Origin of the sequence: Deinococcus apachensis DSM 19763, from assembly GCF_000381345.1 — a bacterium.
Classification (GTDB): Bacteria; Deinococcota; Deinococci; order Deinococcales; family Deinococcaceae; genus Deinococcus; species Deinococcus apachensis.
In genome coordinates this window covers 10,001-26,870 of the sequence record NZ_KB906403.1, presented here as the reverse complement: position 1 = coordinate 26,870, position 16,870 = coordinate 10,001, and the positions used below count along the sequence as shown (strand labels likewise).

At 68.3% G+C, this 16,870-nt stretch carries 12 protein-coding genes (1 of these 12 only partly in view); 5 read left to right on the top strand and 7 right to left on the bottom strand.

Features of this window, described 5'->3' with window-relative positions:
• Positions 1-31: 31 nt before the first annotated feature.
• The 4 genes from F784_RS0110890 to cpdB all read left to right on the top strand — a co-directional run bounded on the left by F784_RS0110890 (position 32) and on the right by cpdB (position 5,624).
• Positions 32-844: a pyruvate, water dikinase regulatory protein gene (locus tag F784_RS0110890; RefSeq protein ID WP_019586762.1), complete on the top strand. Its 813-nt coding sequence runs from the start codon at positions 32-34 to the stop codon at positions 842-844.
• Between the two features lie 345 nt (positions 845-1,189).
• Positions 1,190-2,383, top strand: coding sequence for an MFS transporter (locus tag F784_RS0110885; protein WP_019586761.1), 1,194 nt, complete (start codon positions 1,190-1,192; stop codon positions 2,381-2,383).
• Between the two features lie 32 nt (positions 2,384-2,415).
• Positions 2,416-3,693: a lactate 2-monooxygenase gene (locus tag F784_RS0110880; RefSeq protein ID WP_019586760.1), complete on the top strand. Its 1,278-nt coding sequence runs from the start codon at positions 2,416-2,418 to the stop codon at positions 3,691-3,693.
• A gap of 44 nt (positions 3,694-3,737) precedes the next feature.
• Entirely contained in the window at positions 3,738-5,624 is a 1,887-nt protein-coding gene (gene cpdB / locus F784_RS0110875; RefSeq protein WP_040383024.1) for a 2',3'-cyclic-nucleotide 2'-phosphodiesterase, read from the top strand.
• Positions 5,625-5,700: 76 nt separating this feature from the next.
• On the opposite strand, the gene F784_RS26135 is transcribed toward cpdB, so the two are convergent.
• The 5 genes from F784_RS26135 to rlmN all read right to left on the bottom strand — a co-directional run bounded on the left by F784_RS26135 (position 5,701) and on the right by rlmN (position 11,137).
• Positions 5,701-6,312, bottom strand: a complete 612-nt coding sequence (locus tag F784_RS26135) for a hypothetical protein (protein ID WP_157465190.1) — start codon at positions 6,310-6,312, stop codon at positions 5,701-5,703.
• Complete coding sequence (locus F784_RS0110870) at positions 6,309-7,004, bottom strand: redox-sensing transcriptional repressor Rex (protein ID WP_019586758.1); 696 nt, start codon at positions 7,002-7,004, stop codon at positions 6,309-6,311. The genes F784_RS26135 and F784_RS0110870 overlap by 4 nt, the downstream gene beginning before the upstream one ends.
• A gap of 4 nt (positions 7,005-7,008) precedes the next feature.
• Positions 7,009-8,280: an SPOR domain-containing protein gene (locus tag F784_RS27580; RefSeq protein ID WP_026332409.1), complete on the bottom strand. Its 1,272-nt coding sequence runs from the start codon at positions 8,278-8,280 to the stop codon at positions 7,009-7,011.
• On the bottom strand, positions 8,277-9,899 hold the full coding sequence (locus F784_RS0110860) for a tetratricopeptide repeat protein (protein WP_019586757.1): 1,623 nt from the start codon (positions 9,897-9,899) through the stop codon (positions 8,277-8,279). Before F784_RS0110860 ends, F784_RS27580 begins: the two co-directional genes overlap by 4 nt.
• Before the next feature lie 203 nt (positions 9,900-10,102).
• Positions 10,103-11,137 carry a dual-specificity RNA methyltransferase RlmN gene (rlmN, locus tag F784_RS0110855; RefSeq protein ID WP_019586756.1) on the bottom strand — a complete coding sequence of 345 codons (1,035 nt, stop codon included), beginning with the start codon at positions 11,135-11,137 and terminating at the stop codon, positions 10,103-10,105.
• A 120-nt stretch (positions 11,138-11,257) separates the two neighbouring features.
• Here rlmN and F784_RS0110850 point away from each other — a divergent pair, with 120 nt between their 5' ends.
• Entirely contained in the window at positions 11,258-11,791 is a 534-nt protein-coding gene (locus F784_RS0110850; RefSeq protein WP_019586755.1) for a DUF2721 domain-containing protein, read from the top strand.
• Positions 11,792-11,853: 62 nt separating this feature from the next.
• Here the strand turns inward: F784_RS0110850 and F784_RS0110845 are convergent, their stop codons facing one another.
• Both F784_RS0110845 and rpoB read right to left on the bottom strand, forming a co-directional pair.
• Positions 11,854-16,461 carry a DNA-directed RNA polymerase subunit beta' gene (locus tag F784_RS0110845; RefSeq protein WP_019586754.1) on the bottom strand — a complete coding sequence of 1,536 codons (4,608 nt, stop codon included), beginning with the start codon at positions 16,459-16,461 and terminating at the stop codon, positions 11,854-11,856.
• 91 nt (positions 16,462-16,552) lie between these two features.
• Positions 16,553-16,870, bottom strand: partial view of a DNA-directed RNA polymerase subunit beta gene (gene rpoB / locus F784_RS0110840; RefSeq protein WP_026332408.1) — the 3' portion only. Its footprint extends 3,141 nt past the window's final position; the window shows 318 of its 3,459 coding nt (coding positions 3,142-3,459); the start codon falls outside the window, past its right edge; the stop codon is at positions 16,553-16,555.

The window sequence follows — 16,870 nt, the reverse complement described above, 5'->3', positions numbered from 1 at the left end:
GGTGAGCCTCCGGCCATGTCACCCTGCCCCCATGACCCCGCCGCCCCGCACCGTGCTGATCGTCTCGGACCACACCGGCCTGACCGCCGAGAACACGGCCCGCGCCCTGCTCGCGCACTTTCCGAATCAGCCCCTCAAGTACCTCCAGCGGCCCTTCGTCGCCAGCGTGGCCGCCGCGCAGGGAGTGGCGCGCGAGGTCGCGGCCCTGGCCGAACGCGGCGACCGCCCGCTGATCTTCACGACGATCACCGACCCCGCCGTGCTGCGCGAGCTGGAGGCTGCCCCCGCCCGCGTGTTCGACCTGCTCGGCCCAGGTCTCGGCCTGCTGGAGGAGGAATTCGGCGTGCGGGCCGCCCGCAGCGTGGGCCGCTATCACGACATGCACGACCAGAACGGCTACCTGGCGCGGATGGACGCCCTCGACTTCGCCCTCGCCACCGACGACGGGCTGGGCGACCGCCAGTACGGCCTGGCCGACGTGATCCTGGTGGGCGTCAGCCGTGTCGGGAAGACGCCCACCAGCCTCTTCCTGGCGCTCCAGCACGGGGTCCGGGCCAGCAACTATCCCCTGGCAGAGGACGACTTCGAGCGCGAGTCGCTGCCCATCCCGCTGGAGCCGCACCGCGCCAAGTTGCACGGCCTGACCATCGACCCCCGCAGACTGCATGCCATCCGCACCCAGCGCAAGCCGAACAGCCGTTACGCCAGCCTGGAGCAGTGCGAACACGAGGTCCGCCGCGCCGAGCGCCTCTTTCAAAGAGCGGGCATTCCCGTGCGCGACACGACGAGCGCCAGCGTGGAGGAGATCGCGGCGGGCATTCTGGCGCAGGTGCGGCGGGGGTAGGGGGGTTGCCCCATCTTCTCCAATGAGGCAGGCGCGGAACCGTTGCCATGGGTATAGACAGTGTCATGCTGAGCCGCAGGCGAAGCATCCCCAGACTTGACTGGAGGGCGAGGCCCTTCACCTCGTCCTGGGCGACAGGAACTCTCCCACGGCGTTCGGGGACCTGAGCTTTGCGGCTCCTCTCGCCGCGCCGTACACTGACCCATGACGTTCCCGCCCTGGTAACGCCCCTGGCGCCCCCGCACGGCTGACCTGATCTTCGGCCCGCCGGTCTTCACGGGCTTGTCCCCGCCCCCTTTCACAAGCTGCTGCTTCCACCGCCGCTCTCGTGAAAGGGAAAGACCCGTGACCCAACGCCCACTCCCGCGTCCACTCAACTTCACCGTCGTCTTTCTGGCTGCCGCGCTCACCGTCGAACTGCTCGACGAGCTGGTGGACGGCGCCACCGGGGCCGCCTGGCCGCTCGTGCGCCAGGACCTCGGGCTCTCGTACGTCGAATTGGGGCTGCTGCTCGGCCTGCCCGGCATCCTCGTCAACCTCGTCGAGCCCTTCCTGGGTTTGCTCGCGGACCTGGGCTACCGGCGGGCGCTCATCCTGGGTGGGGGCGTCTGCTTCGCGGCCTCACTCGCGCTCTTCGCGGTCGCCGGGGGCTTCTGGCCGCTGCTCGCCGCGCTGGTGCTGTTCTACCCCGCCTCGGGCGCGTTCGTCAGTCTGACGCAGGCTGCCCTCATGGACGCCGAGCCGTCCCGCCGCGAGCAGAACATGGCGCGCTGGGCGCTGGCTGGATCGGTGGGCAACGTGGTTGGCCCGCTGCTCGTCGGCCTCGCCGTGACGTTGGGGCTGGGTTGGCGGGCCGTGTTCGCGCTGCTCGCCGCGTTGACCGTGGTGGCGCTGGTCGGCACCTGGAGATCATCGGCACTGTCTCACGGGGCGGAGGCCCCCGAGCAGCTCGACTGGCGGGACGCGGCGCGGGGTGTCGTGGCGTCGCTCCGACGAGGCGAGGTGCGGGCCGCGCTCGTCCTGTTGGAGTGCGCGAACCTGACGGGGGACGTGTTTCGCAGCTTTGTGGCCCTGTACTTCGTGGATGCGGTGGGGGCGACTCCAGCGGCGGCGGGCCTGGCGGTCGCGGTGCTGACGGGCGTGGGTCTGGTGGGCGACGTGCTCGTGCTGCCACTCCTGGAACGGATGCCGGGAATTCGCTATCTGCGGATGAGTGCCTGGGCAACAGTTCTGGTGTTCCCCGCCTTCCTGCTCGTGCCCCATCTCGGCGTCAAGCTCGCCTTGCTGGGCCTGCTGGGGATGCTCAATTCGGGATGGTACGCGGTCTTGCAGGCGCGGCTGTACGCGACGCTCCCCGAACGCAGCGGCACGGTGATGGCGCTGGGCAGCGTGGCGGGGATGGCGAGTGGAGCGGTCCTGCTGGGGCTGGGTGTGGTCGCGCAGCACTTCGGGGTGGAGGCGGCCCTGTGGCTGCTCCTCGCCGGACCGCTCGCCCTGCTGGTGGGGTTGCCGCGCCGGGTGGTGGAAGGGAGTCGTTGAGCGGTTCTGGGCGGCCGACCGTATCCTCAACCATGACCAACATCGGGTCCGGGCCGGGCAGGACGCGTCAGACGCAGGTGTACGTGCGGGGGCTGGGCGGCGAGCGCCCCCGCGTTCCGGTCGCCCCCGAGCGGTTGCAGGAGGCGGCCCGCGCAAAGCTTAACCCGGCGGACTTCGCCTACATCGCGGGTGGGGCGGGGGCCGAGCGAACCATGCGGGCGAATCTCGCGGCCTTCGAGCGCGTCAAGCTTGTTCCCCGCCGTTTGAGTGGTTCGCGTGAGCGTGACCTCAGCGTGGACCTGCTGGGCCGCACCCTCCCAGCGCCCCTCCTCCTCGCGCCCATCGGCGTGCTGGAAAGTGCCCACCCCGAGGCCGACCTCGCCGTGGCACGGGCGGCGGCGGCCGAGGGGGTGCCCTTCATCTTCAGCTCCCAGGCGTCCGTGCCGATGGAAACATGCGCCGCGGCGATGGGGGAGAGCCCCCGCCTCTTCCAGCTCTACTGGGGCACCGACGACGAGGTGACCCGCTCCTTCGTGCGCCGCGCGGAGGCCTGCGGGGCGGCGGCCATCGTGCTCACCCTCGACACCACGCTGCTGGGCTGGCGTCCACGCGACCTCGACCTGGGGCACCTGCCCTTCCTGCGGGGACGCGGCATCGCCCAGTACCTCAGCGACCCGGTGTTCCGCTCACGGCTGGAGACACCTCTGCCCGCCCCCGCCGTGCAGCCTCCCCGCACGCCCGCCCTCGTCCGGGCCGGGGCGGAACTTGCCGCCAAGGGCCGCACTTTCGGCCTCAGACCCACCCAAATGCGCTCTGCCGCCGCCCGCTTCACCGCCACCTACACCCGCCCTGACCTGAGCTGGGACGACGTGAGCCGCCTGCGCGAGTGGACGCGCCTCCCCATCCTCCTCAAGGGCATCCTCCACCCCGACGACGCGCGGGAAGCGGTGCGGCGCAGTGTAGACGGCCTGATCGTAAGCAACCACGGCGGGCGCCAGATCGACGGCGAGATCGGCGCACTCGACGCCCTGCCCGGCGTGGTCGCGGCGGGAAACCTTCCGGTGCTTTTCGACAGCGGCGTTCGCACCGGCTCGGACGTGGCGAAGGCCCTCGCGCTGGGGGCACGGGCGGTGCTGCTGGGGCGGCCCTACGCCTACGGCCTCGCCATCGCGGGGGAGGCGGGCGTGCGGGAGGTCCTTCAGAACGTCCTCGCCGAGTTCGATCTGACCCTGGGCCTGCTGGGTGTGCGGGCGGCCCGTGATCTTGGACCGGGGACTCTGGCGCCCCCTTCACCGTCTACACAGCCCTGACAAAGCCGGGTATTCTACAGGGCGTGCATAAGCAACTGACCCTGATGGCCGCCCTGCTGCTGGGCGCGGCGGGCGCGCAGACTGTCGACCTGCGTATCCTCGAAACGACCGACCTGCACTCCAACGCGCTGGGATACGACTACTACCAGGACAAGCCCACGGGCGAGTTCGGGTTCGAGTACACCGCCACGCTGGTCAAGCAAGCCCGCGACGAGAAGCGCAACACGCTGCTCTACGACAACGGCGACCTGATCCAGGGCACGCCGCTGGGTGACTTCGTCGCGCGCGTGCAGCCCCTCAAGGAGGGCCAACTGCATCCCATGCACGAGGCCATGCGCCTGCTGAAGTACGACGCGGGCAACCTGGGCAACCACGAGTTCAACTACGGCCTGCCCTACCTCCAGCAGGTGCTCTCCGCCGCGCCTATGCCCTACGTGAGCGCCAACACCTACAAGGACAACGGCACCGGCAAGCCCGGCGAGAACGCCTTCACGCCCTACCTGATCGAGCGCAAGACGGTCTACGACGCCGAAGGCCGCCCCTACGTCCTCAACGTTGGCGTGATCGGCTTCCTGCCCCCGCAGATCGTGCAGTGGGACAAGTCCAACCTCGACGGCAAGATCGTCACCACCGACATCGTCGAGGCGGCGCGCAAGTTCGTCCCCGAAATGAAGGCCAAGGGCGCGGACATCATCGTCGCCGTCGCGCACACCGGCATCAACGCTGACTACCAGCCCGGCCAGGAGAACGTCGCCACCGAGCTGACGAAGGTAGACGGCATCGACGTGGTCCTCAGCGGCCACAGCCACCAGGAGTTCCCCGGGCCGGTGTACAAGGACATTCCCGGCGCTGACATCACCAAGGGCACCATCAACGGCAAGCCCGTCGTGATGGCCGGGTTCTGGGGCAACGACCTCGGGATCGTGGACCTCAAGCTCAACTACGACCGCCAGTCCCAGAAGTGGACGGTCGCGGACAGCACCACCAGTCTCCGCCCCATCTGGGACAAGACGGCGAAGAAGAGCCTCGTCACGCCCGACCCCCGCATCGCCCGAGCGGTCAAGCAGGCCAACGAGGGCACCCTCGCCTACGTGCGCGGCAAGGTCGCCGACCTCGCGGCCCCCATCACCTCTTACTGGGCGCTCGTGCAGGACGATCCCAGTGTGCAGCTTGTCAGCAATGCGCAGATCGCCTACGTCAAGTCTGCGCTGGCGGACACCCAGTACAAGGACCTGCCCGTGCTGAGCGCCGCCGCGCCCTTCAAGGCCGGGGGCCGGAGTGGCCCGAGCTACTACACCGACATTCCCGCCGGAACGCTCGCCATCAAAAACGTCGCCGACCTGTACGTGTACCCCAACACGGTCCAGGCCGTCGTGGTGAACGGTGCGGGCGTGCAGGAGTGGCTGGAGCGCGCCGCCGGGCAGTTCAAGCAGATTGACCCGAGCAAGACCGAGCCCCAGGCGCTGGTGGACGAGTCCTTCCCCACCTACAACTTCGATATCCTCGACGGCGTCACCTACGAGATCGACGTGACCCAGCCCTCGCGCTACGGCAGCAAGGGTGAGGTCGTGAACGAGGGCGCCCACCGCATCAAGAACCTGATGTACCAGGGCAAGCCCATCGACCCGAACCAGCAGTTCGTGATCGCCACGAACAACTACCGCGCCTCGGGCGGCGGCTCCTTCCCCGGCCTGGATGGCAAGAACATCGTCCTCCAGGCCCCCGACGAGACGCGCCAGGCGATCATCAAGTTCTTCCAGGACCAGAAGACGGTGAACCCCACTGCCGACAACAACTGGAAGCTGACGCCCATCCCCGGCGTGACCCTGCTGTACGTCAGCAGCCCGAACGCGCAGAAGAACCTGCCCGCCGGAGCCACGCTGCTGCGGACTCGGGAGGACGGGTTCGCGGAGTATTCGATCAAGTTCTGAACGAGACGAGAGGGTGGGGGGGCGCTAGACCGGCGTCCCCCACCCTCTCGTCTTGCGTTCAATTGCTAGCTGGGTCTCACTCGTCACCAAGTCGTAGACCAGTGCTCACAACCCCGTCCGCACGTACTGCCACAGGCTGCCCATTGCTGCTTATGCCGTAAAACTCTACAGAGGTGACCTGGGACACATCACCGTCGGTGGCCCGGGCCAAGCCGCCAAGCCCGCCTTCTAGATAGATGGCGTGCTGGGCAGGGATGCCGTTAGCAGGCGCAGTATCACTTCCACTGGTGGGGCAGGAGGTGAGAGCAGTCCGAGCAGTGCAGGTGTACCCTGAAGTTAGATACAGGTCCATCTTGTTGACGTCGCTCATATTCTCATGGACTGTCGTTCCGGCAGCAGTGGTAATGGTTTCTTTGAGAATGCGGTATCCAGTCAAGTATACTGCATCAGAACCGGGTCTGGTCATGAAGGTAAAGGTCACGCCGCTTCCAGACGTAATGGTCCAGGAAACCTTTTGAGGGGCTGTGTCTGTAGCAGGCGTAATGGTCTTGGTTGCAGTCTCGGTTGACTTGGAGTCATCCACGGCGACGCCAATGGATACCCGTGTACCGGACAACTGCCCCGGTGCGCTCCCGCAAGCACTCAGGACTAAGCCGAAAAGCAGGGCGAGGGGGGCCAATCTCTTCATTCATTCTCCTCCGGTTCGACCGTCTTCAGGTGGGGATTCAGGATGTAGAAGGCCAGACGCTTCATCCCCGCCAGAAAATCCACGTTCTCCACAATCACAGCACGCCATTCGTCACTGATTTCTTGCTGGCCGGAGCGTTCCAGTGTGCGCGGCTGAATGACGGTGGGGGCAAAGTTCAGGATGCCGCGCACCCCGGCGTCGGCGAGGCTCTGTGCGGCATCCTGGGCGCGCTCGGGCGGCACGGCGAGAAAGCCCATGTCCACCCGGGTGGTTCGGACGAACTCCCGCAGGTCGTCCACGTGGCGCACGGGCAGGCCGCGCACACTCTGGCCGACCAGATCGGGATTCACGTCGAACAGGCCCACGTACTGAAACTGGTAGTCGCTGGCGCCGGGGTAGTTGGCAATGGCCTGCCCCAACCGCCCCACGCCCACGATCACCACGTTCCAGGTCTGGTTCAGGCCCAGCACCCGCAGCAGCTCGCGCTTGAGGATGGGTACGGTATACCCCATGCCGCGCGTGCCGAAGCGCCCGAAGTAGGCGAGGTCCTTGCGAACCTGGAAGGCGGTGACCCCGGCGCGTTCGGCAAGGTCGCCGCTGCTCGTGCGGCTCACGTCCTGCGCCTCCAGACCCTCCAGAATTCGCAGGTAGGTCACGAGGCGGCTGATGGTGGCCGTCGGGATGCCGGTCATGGCCTCACCGCACCCGGAAGTGGTCGAAGCCGCTGGCGTCCAGTTTGGCCTCGGTGTCGGTCACGGCCTCGCCACTGAAGGGTCCGATCAAGACGGTCACCTTGCCGCCCTCCGGGGCGTTCACGGTGGGCGCGTAGCCCTGGTCGCGCAGCAGACCCACCAGCCGCTGGGCGCTCTCCACCCGGTCGAAGGCCCCGACCTGAAGGTAGACGGGACCGCTCGGCGCGGGGGCGGGTGTGGCGGCGGGCGGGGTCGTGGCCTCGCTGGGCGTCTCGGGCGTGTTCGTGGCTTCCGGGGTGGAGGTGGGGCGCTCGGCGGGAGTCGCGGGTGTGGGGGTGGGGGTGGGGGTGGCTGGGGTGGACGTGGTGTCGGGGGTGCTGGCCGCGCTGTCCCCACTGCCTCCCGTCAGGCTGCGGTTGCGGGGCGGGTACAGCAGGGCGCGGGGATACACGCGCTGAATGTCCGCCAGGGCCTGCCGGGCGGTGGCCTCGTCGGCGAAAGGGCCGACCTGCGCAACGACCTGGCTGCCCACGTCGATAGGGTAGACGGTGTAGCCCAGGGTCCGGACGCCCTCGGTGCGGCTCTGCGCCGCGCCCTCGCTGCCGAAAGTCCCCAGGCTGATGCGGTAGTCGCTCCGCAGCGGTGTGCGCTGCTCACTCGTGGCGACGGCCCCGCCCGCGCGGGCTGGGACGGCGGGAGCGGGGGTGGTCGTCCCGGAAGTCGAGGGCTCCACCGTGGAGGACGGTGGAGCGTTGGGCACATCAACCTGGGGCGTGGGCGGGGCTTCAGGGGCTGCCGGGATAGGCTCGGCGGGCACCACGGGCACCGCACCGGAGGAGTTGGAGGCCGTGGGCGCCGGGGAGGTGCTGGTAGCGGAGCCGATGTTGCCCTGATCCGTCGTCGTGTTGGGAGCGCTCGCTTCGGGGGCCGTGTTAGACGGCTCGGCGGTCGCTGGGGGGTTGTCCGTCTGCGGGGTGGAGGCCTGGGGGGATGGGGAGCCGGTATCCTGCCCCGCGGTGGCCGAGTTGTCGGGCGTCTCCGTCGTCGCCTCTGTCGTCCCGGTCCCGAGGTCCGTTCCGGGCGCGCCGGGGATGACGGGTGGGGGGGGGGTGTCGGACGGGGTGGAGGAGGTGGACGGGGACGGAGCCTGGGCCACCTGCACCTGGGGCGCGCGTTGCCCCAGCAGCAGGACGCCGAAGCCCCCCAGCAACAGGAGGACCAGCAGGCCGATCAGCAGGTCGGGCCAGCGGCGCACCTTACCCTGCGCCCCGCTCACTTCAAGGCCCCCTTCGCGGCGACGTGCCCCAGGTTCGCGGCGGTCTTCAGCGACTGGCGGGCCTCGGGCTCACGGGTCTGGGCGCGCTGGGCCAGACCCAGCAGATACCACGCCTCGCCGCTTTTCGGCTGGTCACTCACCAGGCCGCGCAGCACGGCCTCGGCCTCCGTGTAGCGGGCGGCGGCGAGCAGCGCCGAGGCGAGATTCTGTCGCGCGACCGGCGTGGGGTCAAGCTTCACGCTCGCGCCCAGGGCTCCGGCGGCCCCCGCGTAGTCCTTCATGGCGTAGGCGCTCAGGCCCAGCCACAGGTAGGTCTCGGCGCTGGGGGTGAGCTGACCGCTGGAGCGCAGCGCCGTCCTGGCCTGGGCGTACTGGCCCTGGCGGTAGGCCGCCACACCCCGCACAAACTGGGCGCGGGCCAGGGTGGCAGGGTCCGGCTTCAGGCGCAGCGCCTGCGCGGCGTCGCGCCCGGCCTGGGCGGTCTGCCCCAGGGCGAGGCGCAGGGCGGCCAGCGCGGTGCGGTACGCGGCGTTTTTCGGCGCCAAGCGGACCGCGACCTCGTAAGCGGCAGCGGCTTCGGGCTGGTTGCCTCGTAGAACCCGCAGTTCCCCCAACCGGGCGAAGGTGGCGGCGTTGCGGCTGTCCTCATGGGCGGCGGCCTGAGCGGCGAGGACCGCCCCGCGCGTGTCGCCGTTCGCGGCCAGCACGTCGGCCTTGCGGAGCAGCAGCCGGGCGCGGTCCATCCCGTTGCCCGTGCGGCCCACCGCGGCGTCGAGTTCCCGCGCGGCGCGGTCGGGAAGCCCCTGCGCCACGTAGATATCCGCGACCAGCAGCGCTGCGTCCACCCGCTTGGGCTGGCGCTGCAAGACGGCGTAGGCCTGGGGCAGCGCCTCCGCACTGCGCCCCGCCAGCGTCATGGCCTGCGCCAGCCGGAACTGGGCGTCCACGTCGTTCGGTTCGAGCACCACAACCTGCGTCAGGGTGGTGCTCAGCCCCGCGAAGTCCCCGACGCGGGTCTGCTCGGCGGCGAGCGCCTCCAGCACCTGCCGCTCGCTGGCGGGCCCGGCCTTGCCGTGAGCCAGCGTAGCCGCCTGCCCGTAGAACCCCAGCGCGTCCGCATAGCGCTTCTGGCGGGTGGCGATCACGCCGAGGTTGTACGGCGCCTCGTACCGGTCGGGAGCCAGCGCGGCGAGCTGCGTGAACTCGAAGGCCGCCCCCTTGAGATTCCCCAGCGCGAGCAGTGTGAGACCCAGCCCAAAGTGCGGCTCCGGCTGCGCGTAGTTCTGCGCGATCAGCCCCTCGAACAGCGTGCGAGCCTGAGGGAGTTGTCCCGCGTTCAGCGCCGTCCGCGCCCGGGCGAGTTGAGCCTGCTGCGCCTGCGTGAGCGGCGTGACAGGAACGGCAGGTGTGGTGGCCGCAGGCGTGGAGGTGTCGGGGATAGTGGCTGGCGTTGAAGTTCCGGGGATGGCCGGAACCTTCGGCACGGCAGGCGTTCCCACCTGGTTCAGGGTGTTCTGGACGGAGATTGCCGCCGACGTGTCGAGTAGCGTCTGTGCCGAGGCGACAGGTGTGCCCATCAGCAGCAGGCCGAGCAGCAGCTTGAGATTACGTTGATTCACCGGGGGCCTCCAGGGGGGGGAGAACGTGAACAGGTTAGGCGAGAGGTTCTTGCTGAACCCTTACGCGCAATGCGCTGGGTGCCGTGATTCTCTCACGCTCTAGGAGGAGCTGGACAGGAAGGGGTTTATCCTTTCTCACCCGCCTCATTGAGCGGGCAAGAAAAAAGCCTCCCGGTGGGGGGAGGCCTGTTGAACACGGGGAGTCAGGCGGGAACGCTGATGGCCGCGCCGGGACGTTTGAGGGCGAGTTGCCCGCAGGCCGCCCCCGCGTCCTTCCCGCGCGAGCGGCGCACGCTGACGTCCACGCCCCGCGCCTCCAGCACATCGTAAAAGGACTGAATCTGCTCCTCTGTGCTGCTCTCGAAGCCTGAGCCTTCCCAGGGGTTCATGGGGATCAGGTTGACGTGGCTGACCAGCCCGCGCAGCAGATCGGCGAGCAGTTCCGCCTGCCACAGGTGGTCGTTCACCCCACGCAGCATGGTGTATTCCAGCGTCACCCGGCGCCCGGTCACCGCCTGATAGTCGCGGGCGGCGGCCATGATCTCCTCGATGGAGTTCGCGGCGCCGGTCGGGATGATGCGCCGCCGCGTTTCCTCGTCCGGGGCGTGCAGGCTGATCGCCAGCTTGATGCCCAGGTCGTCCTCGGCCGCCAGTTGGCGGATGCCCTTGGCGATGCCCACGGTGGAGAGGGTTACGCGGCGCTTGCTCATGCCCAGCGCCTGCGGGTGCAGCAGGATACGCGCGGCCTGCATGGTGTGGGCGTAGTTCAGCATGGCCTCGCCCATGCCCATGAAGACCAGGTTGCGAATCTCACGCGGGGCGACGCCCTCGCCGCCCGCCACCGCAAGCACCTGCGCCACGATCTCGCCCGGCGTCAGGTTGCGGCCGAAGCCCATTGCCCCGGTCGCGCAGAAGGCGCAGCGGGCGGGGCAGCCCACCATCGTGGACACGCAGATCGTCTTGCGGTCGAGGTAGGGCATATAGACGGCTTCCATCTGGCGGCCGTCATTGAGAGTGAAGAGGTATTTGACCGAGCCGTCCGAACTGCGAACCGTCTCGATTTCCCGAAAGGGGTTCAGGGTGTAGCGCGCGGCGAGGTCGGCGCGAACCTCTACCGGAAGGTTCGTCATGGCGTCGAAGGTCCCCACGCCCTGCACGAAGACCCACTCCAGCAGTTGCCGCCACCGGAAGCCCTCCAACGGGTACTGATCGGGGTGAAGGTCGAGGAGAAACTGCATCAGAAAATTCTACTGCTTGGGCTGAAGTAGGGGGAAGGGATGGGACACGTTCGGCGGGGCGAATGTCTCTGTAGCCCGGACCCGACAGCCGCGCCACCGCCGACGTTTTACCCTGAACCTGTGGCGACCGCCGACCCGAACCTCAGCGTCCTGACGGCGATGATCACGCCCGCCGTCCTCATCAGCGGCGCGGGCACATTACTCATGAGCACGAGTACGCGCCTGGGACGGACGACGGATCGAGTCCGTCATCTCACCGCGCGCTTCAAGGTGCTCGTGAGCGAGAGCGGCCAGCTTGAACCCCTCGCCCGCGAGGAAAAACGCATGATCATCCGTCAGCTTCCCCGCCTCGCCCGCCGCAGCCGCATCATCCAGCGGGCGATGACGGCGCTGTACGTGGCGGTCGCCCTGCTCGTGCTGACGAGCATCCTGATCGGCTCGGGGGCTCTGTTTGACGCGGCGTTTGGTCCGGCCCCGGTGGTCCTGGCGATCCTGGGCGCGGCCTCCCTCGCCTACGGGGCGCTCCTCCTGAGTTTCGAGACACGGCTGAGCGCGCGGACGACCCACGAGGAGATGCAGTTTCTGGTCAACCTGGGGCAGCACTACGCCACCCTCTACAGCGATGAGGCGGAGCGGGTGGCGCGCGAGGTGTAGATCCAGGCAACAAAAAAGCCCCCACCCGTCGCCGAGTGGGGGTCTTTGAATTCAGCCCTGGTTCAGTCGGCGTAGCCGGGCAGGGTGGGGCTGCTGGGGCGGGTGTCGTCGTAGCGCTGGGTGCCGGTGACCGAGTCGGGGCTGCGGCCCTCCTCGCCGTACTTCTCCAGCGTGCGGTCGTCGGCGACCTGCATCTCGCGGACGGTCATCAGACCCGTTCCGGCGGGAATCAGCTTGCCGAGGATCACGTTCTCCTTCAGGCCGATCAGCTCGTCCACCTGGCCGCGCATGGAGGCCTCGGTGAGCACGTGCGTCGTGTGCTGGAAGGAGGCGGCCGAGAGCCAGCTCTTGGTCGTCAGGCTGCTCTTGGTGATGCCGAGCAGGACGGGCTTCCAGGAGGACGGGGTCTTGCCGTCGGCCAGCGCCTCGTTCGCCTGGTCGACCTCCCAGCGCTCGACCGTCTGCCCTTCGAGCAGGTCGGTGTCGCCGCCGTCGGTGATCTCCACGTAGCGCAGCATCTGGCGGACGATGACCTCGATGTGCTTGTCGTGGACCTTCACGCCCTGCGAGCGGTACACGCGCTGCACTTCCTCCACCAGGTACCGCTGGGCGGCGTCGGTGTCCTTGTACAGCAGCAGGTCGTGGGGGTTGATCGCGCCGCGGGTCAGCGGCTGCCCGGCCTCGACCCGGTCGCCGTCGCGCACGATCAGGCGCAGCGCCTTGCCGATCTTCATCGCGGTCTTCGAGGAGTACTGCTCGTCCTCGGCCTCGATGCGGACGAGGTAACGCTCCTCCTCCTCCTCGATGCGGACCACGCCGTCACGGTCGGCGACGACCGCCTGGGTCTTGGGCTTGCGCGCCTCGAACAGCTCGATCACGCGGGGCAGACCCATCGTGATGTCACCGCCGCCCGCCACACCACCGGTGTGGAAGGTACGCATGGTGAGCTGCGTGCCGGGCTCGCCGATGGACTCGGCGGCGACCACACCGACCGCCTCACCCATGGAGACGGGCTTGGCCTGCGAGAGGTCGTAGCCGTAGCACTTCTGGCACACGCCCGCCTTCACGCGGCAGTTCAGCGGCGTGCGGACGAACACCTCACTGATAGCCTTAGCGTCCTTCGTGATTGCCTTGACATCCTCCAGACTGAGCATCTGCCCGGCCGGGATGGTGCGGCCCGCCACGTCCACGTCCGCCGTCAGGGTGCGGCCGTAGATGCTCGTCTCGATCTCGCTGCCCTTGCGGGTGCGCCACTCGCCCGTGCGCTCGTCGGTCGCGCCCAGCGGGATCACCGTGTAGTCGGTGGTGCCGCAGTCCACGTCGCGGACGACGACCTCGTGGGCCACGTCGACCAGCTTGCGGGTCAGGTAGCCCGAGTCGGCGGTACGCAGCGCGGTGTCCGCACCACCCTTACGCGCACCGTGGGTGGAGATGAAGTACTCCAGCACCGTCAGGCCCTCGCGGAAGGACGCCTTAATGGGCACCTCGATGGTGCTGCCGTCCGGGCGGGCCATCAGGCCACGCATGCCCGCGAGCTGGCGGATCTGCTGCGGGTTGCCACGGGCGCCCGACTGGCTCATGATCCACAGCGGGTTGAAGGGGTAGTTGCGGCTGAAGTTCTCGAAGACCGCGTTCTTCACCTCGTCTGTGGTGTCGTTCCAGAGCTGCACGACCTGCTTGTACCGCTCTTCCTCGGTCATGAAGCCGAACTCGTAGTTCTGCTCGATCTCGGCGAGCTTGCTGTCGGCCTCGGCGAGCAGCTCCGCCTTGTTGGGCGGCAGCACGATGTCGTCGATGCCGATGGTGATGCCGGAAGTCGTGGAGAGGCGGAAGCCGCTGTCCTTCAGGGCGTCCAGCAGCCCGGCGGTGGCCTCGATCCCGAGGTGCTTGAAGCACCCCATGATCATGTCCTTGAGGTGGTCCTTCTCGTAGGCGGTGTCGAGGTTCACCAGGGTGTCGACCAGGTGCGCCTGGTTCCCCAGCGCCTCCTGCACCAGGCGGCGGAACATCACGCGCCCGGCGGAGGTCTCGTACACCGTGCCGTTCAACCGGATGCGGACATGGTCCTGGTAGTCGATCTCGCCGCGCTCGACGGCCATGATCGCCTCGTCGGGGCTGGAGAAGACGTACCGCAGGCGGCCCGGGCTGGTCTCGGTGCCGTTCACCGTGATCGGCGTGTTCAGCGCGACCCGGCCCTCGTTCAGCGCGGCCAGGGCGTCCTGCTCGCTGGCGAACTCGCTGCCCGCGCCCAGGTTGTCCTTGCGGAGCTGGGTCAGCGTGAAGATGCCGAGGATGATGTCGCGGCTGGGCTTGACGTTGGGCTCGCCGTTCGCGGGCGAGAGCAGGTTGTGCGCCGAGAGCATTTGAATGCGGGCCTCGGCCTGCGCCTGCGCGCTCAGCGGGACGTGGATCGCCATCTGGTCGCCGTCGAAGTCGGCGTTGAACGCCTCACAGACGAGCGGGTGAAGCTGGATGGACTGACCCTCGACAAGCACGGGTTCGAACGCCTGGATGCCGAGGCGGTGCAGGGTCGGCGCGCGGTTGAGCAGCACGACCTTGTCCTCGATGACCTCTTCCAGAGCGTCCCACACGCTGTCGCGGGTGTCGCGGTAGCGCTCCAGCATCTTGCGGGCCTGCTTGATGTTGGTGACCTCGCCCTTTTCTTCGAGCACCTTGAACAGGAAGGGCTTGAAGAGTTCGAGCGCCATGCGCTTGGGCACCCCGCACTGGTGCAGCTTGAGCTGCGGGCCGACCACGATCACTGAACGGCCGGAGTAGTCCACGCGCTTGCCGAGCAGGTTCTGCCGGAAGCGGCCCTGCTTGCCGCCGAGCAGGTCGGTCAGCGAACGCAGGGAGCGGTCGGAGCCGGGGTTGGTGACCGGCGAGCCGCGCCGCCCGTTGTCGATGAGCGCGTCCACGGCCTCCTGCAGCATCCGCTTCTCGTTGCGGATGATCATGTCGGGGGCGCCCTGGCTCATCAGCTTCTTCAGGCGGTTGTTGCGGTTGATCAGGCGGCGGTACAGGTCGTTGAGGTCCGACGTGGCGAAGCGCCCGCCGTCCACCTGCACCATCGGCCGAAGATCGGGTGGCATGACCGGGACCGTCTCCATGATCATCCACGAGGGGTTGTTGCCGCTGCGCTTGAAGGCGCGCACCACTTCCAGCCGCTTGCGGGCCTTGGCACGCTTGTGGCGGCTCGAATCCTTCATCTGCTCGCCGAGTTCGGCCTCCATCACGTCGAGGTCCATGTCGTCGAGGAGTTCCTTGACCGCCTCGGCGCCCATCTTGGCCTCGAAGTCGTAGGACTCGATCACGCGAACCTGCTTGCGGACGAGGTCGATCTCGATGCGCCCGCTGATCTCGCTGCGGAGGTTGCCGGAGTCGGCCAGCTCGTCGCCCGGCTCCACGCGGTCGCCGTTCACGACGAGGGGCTCGTCCTGGTACGAGTACACCTTCGCCTTGGAGACGATGATGCTCGCGGGCGCGTGCAGGGTGATGACGCCGTCGGCCTCGGCCACGACCTCCTCATCCTTGTCGATGGCGCCGACGACCTTCTGGCCCTTGCGGACTTCCGAGCCGTCGCCGACGAGCACGTGCATGGTCGGGTTGATGGGGTACTCAACGCGGCGCGTCCAGTGGGCCGTGACCTTCACGTCCCCCTTCTTCTTGGGGAAGGTGACGTTCGAGAGGCGGCTGTCGCGGCTGACACGCAGGCGGCTGCCCGCAGTGGCGTTCGCCAGCACGGCGCCAGCCTCCACGACCTCGCCCTCGGCGACCTGCACGTTCAGGCCGTGGGGGATGTACACGCGGGCCAGCACCTCGCCCCAAGTGCCTTCCTCGGCGGCGCTGTCCCGCAGCTCCACCATGACGGAGTCCTCGCCCATGTCGTGCAGGAACGCGGTGCCGTCCACCGGGGAGGTGATCTGAACGTCCTGCTCCAGCTCGGCGAGGATCTCACCCGCGCGGAAGGCTTCCTGCTCCACCAGCACGTCGGCGGGCAGCGGCAGGCTGGCCTCGACCTGCTCGGCGTAGGCGATCTCGGCGCGGCGGGGGAAGCGGTACTGCGCCAGGCCGTCCATCTTGCTCACGACGTTGCCGCCCAGAGACTGCCCGCGGGTCACGTACTCGCCGTCGCGGATGTTGGCTTCCTGCCCGTTGGGGATGGCGTACGTCTCCTGCCGCCCGAAGCGCAGCTCGCGGTACTCGTCGTCGCTCAGGAGTTCGCCGCGCTTGAGCGGGCGCCCGTCCTTCTGCGCGTTGAGGGGCTGGGTCACCAGGAAGGAGCTGAAGTACAGCACCTTCTCCAGTTGCCCGGCGCTCAGGTCGAGCAGGGTGCCGATCTTGCTCGGCGTGTCCTTCACGTACCAGATGTGCGCGGCGGGGGTCGCCAGGTCGATGTGGCCCATGCGGTAGCGGCGCACCTTGGAGGAGGTCACCTCGACGCCGCAGCGCTCGCAGACCTTGCCCTCGTAGCGCTGGCGCTTGTACTTGCCGCAGGCGCACTCGTAGTCCTTCATCGGCCCGAAGATGCGCTCGTCGAACAGACCCTCGCGCTCGGGTTTCAGGGTGCGGTAGTTGATCGTTTCCGGCTTCTCGACCTCGCCGAAGCTCCACTCGCGGATGCGGGCGGGGCTGGCGATGGCGATGCGGACCTTGTTGAAATCTTTCACGGCTTCTCCTGTGAGAGAGGCTTGTTGTTGCTGGGGGATCCGAGGGTTTCGGGTGGGTGACCGTCCACCCTCGGACGAGACGCGCTGCGCCTCAGCGCTTCGGCATCATCCCTTCGAAGATGTCGACCGGCTTGTCGCCGTTGTCGAGCACCTCGACGTCCAGGCCGAGGGAGTGCAGCTCCTTCACGAGCACCTTGAACGACTCGGGGATGGTGCTGCCGGAGACTTCCTCACCCTTGACGATGCTCTGGTAGGCGGCGTCGCGTCCGTCGATGTCGTCGGACTTGATCGTCAGCATCTCCTGCAGGGTGTGCGCCGCGCCGTAGGCTTCGAGCGCCCACACTTCCATCTCCCCGAAGCGCTGGCCGCCGAACTGCGCCTTGCCGCCGAGCGGCTGCTGGGTGATGAG